This is a genomic window from Deltaproteobacteria bacterium (assembly GCA_016208165.1).
Taxonomy (GTDB): domain Bacteria; phylum Desulfobacterota; class Desulfarculia; order JACQYL01; family JACQYL01; genus JACQYL01.
On record JACQYL010000009.1, the window covers coordinates 1 to 3,910 of the forward strand.

Here is a 3,910-nt window from a genome sequence, read left to right on the forward strand (position 1 = left end):
ACGCCGTCCTCATACCATTCTCGTTCCCAAGTGCAACTTGGGAACGAGAATCGGGCGCCCCCCGTCCCCATACAACCACAAGTGCAACTTGGGAGCGAGAATCGGGGGCGCTTGCCGCTTCTCCATTTCGACTTCAAGCGATTTCTTTCCGGTCGCTCCTGAGCTTTCGATGGTTACTTACCACTGAAGCGGTTCAACAAAGATCGTCTGTTCAACCGGCTGCCAAGGACGCAACCTCCTTCTTTTTTCTTAACGTCAGGGCATTAAAATGGCAGTACTCGGCGCAAAGACCGCATTCGTTACATTCATCGCTGAAATAGACCCGATTGTCGTTTCCGGCCCTGCCTAAATACCGTACCTTAATGAAAGCCTTCAGGGGGTTAAATTCCTTTTGATAGGTAAGGGAGCATATGAGCTGGCAAGACAGACAACCGGCGCAGTTTTCAGCGTGGATGACGACCTTTTTGTTTTCAGTACGCATACCTGATTCCTCTCGAATGGCGTTCGTAAAGAAATGGTTCCGTTTGGAAAACGCCTTATCCTCGAACCCATGTCCGCGCTAAATACCCAGACGGGCACGGATTGCCGGAGGAACTTGTCCGGTCTCGCGATCCCAGCCTCTCTCTTCGTAATAATCCGATATCCATTGCTCGACCTGATCCCGGTCCAGGGGAGGATATTCTTTGTCCGCGGCCCGGAGAGGTTCTTCGTAGTAACGACCCGCCAGGTGATCATCCATTCGACTGAGCCCATGTTTCAGGTTGAAAGATCGGTGCACGTGCCAGAGATTGGCTCCCGCTTCCAGCATTTCTTCAGGAGGTAATGCAAATCCTGTCAGAGCCTCAAAGATATCCGCGTATAGACGAATAGACACTCGCTGGTAGATAGGAAACCGGCAAATGCCCAAACAGTCCAGAACGGTGGAAAAGTCCTCGCTCCATTTGGCCAATCGCCCGGGATGAAATCCTTCGGGTCCTACCATTACATCCGCTTTTCTATCCGGCGGAACACCGATTTTGTCACAAAAAGAGGCCACCTGTTCGGCAGGGCGAGGCACTGCCGTCACCCCTGTGTTGGAAGGATGTCCCCCGCGGGTGTTGGTCATTTGACTGAAAGCCTCGGCGGACATTCGCATGCGGGGGTCAAAGACACATCCCAGACCTTTACTCGCCAGACCCCAGGACACCGTCCGCGGCGCCAATTGCCGGGCGGCCCGCGGCAGGCCTTCTGCAAGAATATCTCCAAGCCCTTGCCGTCGGCCGATCATTTCGATCAGCTTAAAGACACTGTCGGCATTTCCCCAGGTAAGTTCCAGTCCGCCTGTTTCCTTCGCGGACAGGATGCCCTTTTCATAAAGCTCGAAGGCGTAAGCCAGCACACCTTGAAGGCTATGAGAGTCAAGACCCATGCGAGCGTAGGTTTCAAACGCCTTTAAGGCGTCATCCCAACTCTCCAGGCCCAGGTTTGTACCGAACTGGGAAGGAACCAGCAAGCAGGAGACGGGAAAGCTCATTCCGGCATAGGGTCCGTCCTTCAAACGAATAAAATGTTTGCAGCCCACCACGCACGCCTGACAAGCCACTTCTCCCAATTTGAAGCGAGCTCGAAATTTGTCCGCAGCGTAAATTCCAGCAAAACGTTCGGGCGGCTTTTCACGCTGATTCTGGTAGGGGAAGTTGCCGTACTGAAGAACATGTTCCAGGCTCATCAAGGTGCCCAGATCCCGCCAGGTGTCGAAATTCGGATGGGAGCGGACCTCGGCGCTGAGCTGGTTAACCAGATCGAGAAACCTTTTTTCATCTTTGACTTTCACTCCCCGGTTCCCTTTTATTGCAATGGCTTTAAGATTCTTGGAACCGATGATCGCCCCTACACCGGTCCGGCCAAAGGCTGCATATTTATTTGCTATGACCGCGGCTTCACGGCAAAGATTCTCCCCCGCCGGCCCGATGGCCGCCACCTGATAATCCCTGTCCAGTTCCTGCCATATGGCATCCGTAGCCGCCCAAAGATCCCTGCCCCACAATTCCCGGGCGTCCTTGAGCTCTACCCGGTCATTGGTGACAACCAGATAAACAGGATGATCCGCACGCCCGGTGATAATCAAGTGGTCGAATCCGGCATTTTTCAGGCCGGCCATCTGTCCGCTTCCGGAACTGCCGATGCCGCCACTGATAGGAGAAAGGGTCCCGAGGCGTGTCTTGCTTCCCGAAGGAACCAGAGTGCCCACAAAAGGCCCAGCCCCAAGCGCCACCACGTTTTGAGGACTAAAGGGATCGATGCCCGCTGGAATCATCCGATACAGGAGCTTGGAATTAATTCCATCGCCACCGATCAACATGCGTGCATCGGTTTCCCGCAGATCCCTGACCTGGGTTGAACCGTCGTTAAGGGAAACCAAGAGAATCTTGCCGCAATATCCACCCGAAAAAGCCATAATGCCACCTTCCTATCAGACGGATTAAGCCTGTGAATTATGGGAGGCGCCTTACCTGTTTTTGCTTCCCCCGCGGAAAAAACAGCGAATGACTTGCCGTATAGGACGTCCTCCAATTGTGGAGGACCGGTGGAACAATTGGGGACACCCATATTTCTAAAATTCACAAGAATTCATTGTAATCGATATTAGAGGACGATGCCACGGAAAACAAGGATAGACGCTCCAGGAGCGTTGCATCCTATGATCCACAGGGGAATCGAAAGGCGGCGGGTATTCCGAGGGGGTGAACACATTCAAAAGAATATTGATTTCATCCGATTGGAGAATAAAGGTATAAAAGCATGGACGTACCCATTAGTTCCATTTTCGGAACCGTCGAGCGAGTAAGGCTCGCCGGGTTCCCCCTGGAATTTTGAATTCTACGAAGCTCGCCAAATGATTGAAGAAATCGCTCACGACCTGTTGCGGATAGAGATTCCCTTGCCGGGCAGTCCTCTCAAGGCGGTCAATTCATACGTAATCCGAGGACAGGACAGAAACCTGATTGTGGATACGGGCCTGGATCACAAAGAGTGCCTGAAAGCAATGCAAGCCGCCCTGACTGAATTGCAGATCGACCTGAGAAAGACGGACTTCTTCATCACACACCTGCACGGGGACCATTGCGGGCTAGTCCACAGGATAGCAACGGCAACCAGCAAGACCTATCTTAACCAACCGGATTTGGAAATCATTGTGGGCTGGGCTCATGGTTTCCCCGAGAATGAACTCCAGGCTATTTTAGATAAACGTCCGGGAAGTAAGATCAATCCCGTATGGAAGCCCATGGACCACTTTTTGACGGATGAGCGCAGGATTCCTGTTGGGGTTTACCATTTCCAATGTATAGAAACTCCGGGACATACAAAAGAACATACCTGTTTGTTTGAACCAAAGAAACGGATTCTGATTGCCGGTGACCATATCTTGTCCGATATCACTCCTACGATTCAATGCTGGTCCTGGCATGGTAACCCCGTATCGGATTATTTGGCGAGTCTGGAGAAAGTAGCCGCTCTTGAGATTGAGTTGGTTCTACCCGGACACGGGGCTCCTTTCTCTAACTTACAACAGAGAATCCGGGAATTGAAACAGCATTTCAAGAGAAGAGCGCAAGAGGTTTTATCGGTCTTGGCCGATGGGCCAAGAGTCGCTTATCAGCTCGCATCTCAAATGACCTGGTATGTTGTGTATGCCTCGTGGGATCAGTTTCCTCCGGAGCAGAAGTGGCTTGCCACCGGCGAGACGATAGCCCATTTACGGTATCTTGAGGAGGAAGGGCTGGTGGTAAGGACAAGGAAGGACAACAGGGTCTTTTTTGCGTTGCATCCGGGATGATTCGATGGCGTCCCCGTGAATGGAAAAGGCAAGTGGATTTCCCGATTGGTCGTTTGGATTTTCGAGGCGAGAGTTGCCAAGTTTGATGTATGG

At 52.1% G+C, this 3,910-nt stretch carries 3 protein-coding genes; 1 reads left to right on the forward strand and 2 read right to left on the reverse strand.

The window, feature by feature from the left end; translation table 11 throughout:
- Nucleotides 1-211: 211 nt before the first annotated feature.
- Both HY788_01935 and HY788_01940 read right to left on the reverse strand, forming a co-directional pair.
- A complete protein-coding gene (locus HY788_01935; protein MBI4772937.1) occupies nt 212-481 on the reverse strand; it encodes a 4Fe-4S binding protein in 270 nt (89 codons plus the stop codon).
- Between the two features lie 78 nt (nt 482-559).
- Nucleotides 560-2,437 carry a hypothetical protein gene (locus HY788_01940; protein MBI4772938.1) on the reverse strand — a complete coding sequence of 626 codons (1,878 nt, stop codon included), beginning with the start codon at nt 2,435-2,437 and terminating at the stop codon, nt 560-562.
- A gap of 438 nt (nt 2,438-2,875) precedes the next feature.
- Between HY788_01940 and HY788_01945 the strand changes: the two genes are divergently transcribed.
- The gene (locus HY788_01945; protein ID MBI4772939.1) at nt 2,876-3,817 is read left to right on the forward strand and encodes an MBL fold metallo-hydrolase; all 942 of its coding nucleotides are present in this window, start codon (nt 2,876-2,878) and stop codon (nt 3,815-3,817) included.
- The last annotated feature ends 93 nt before the right edge of the window (nt 3,818-3,910 follow it).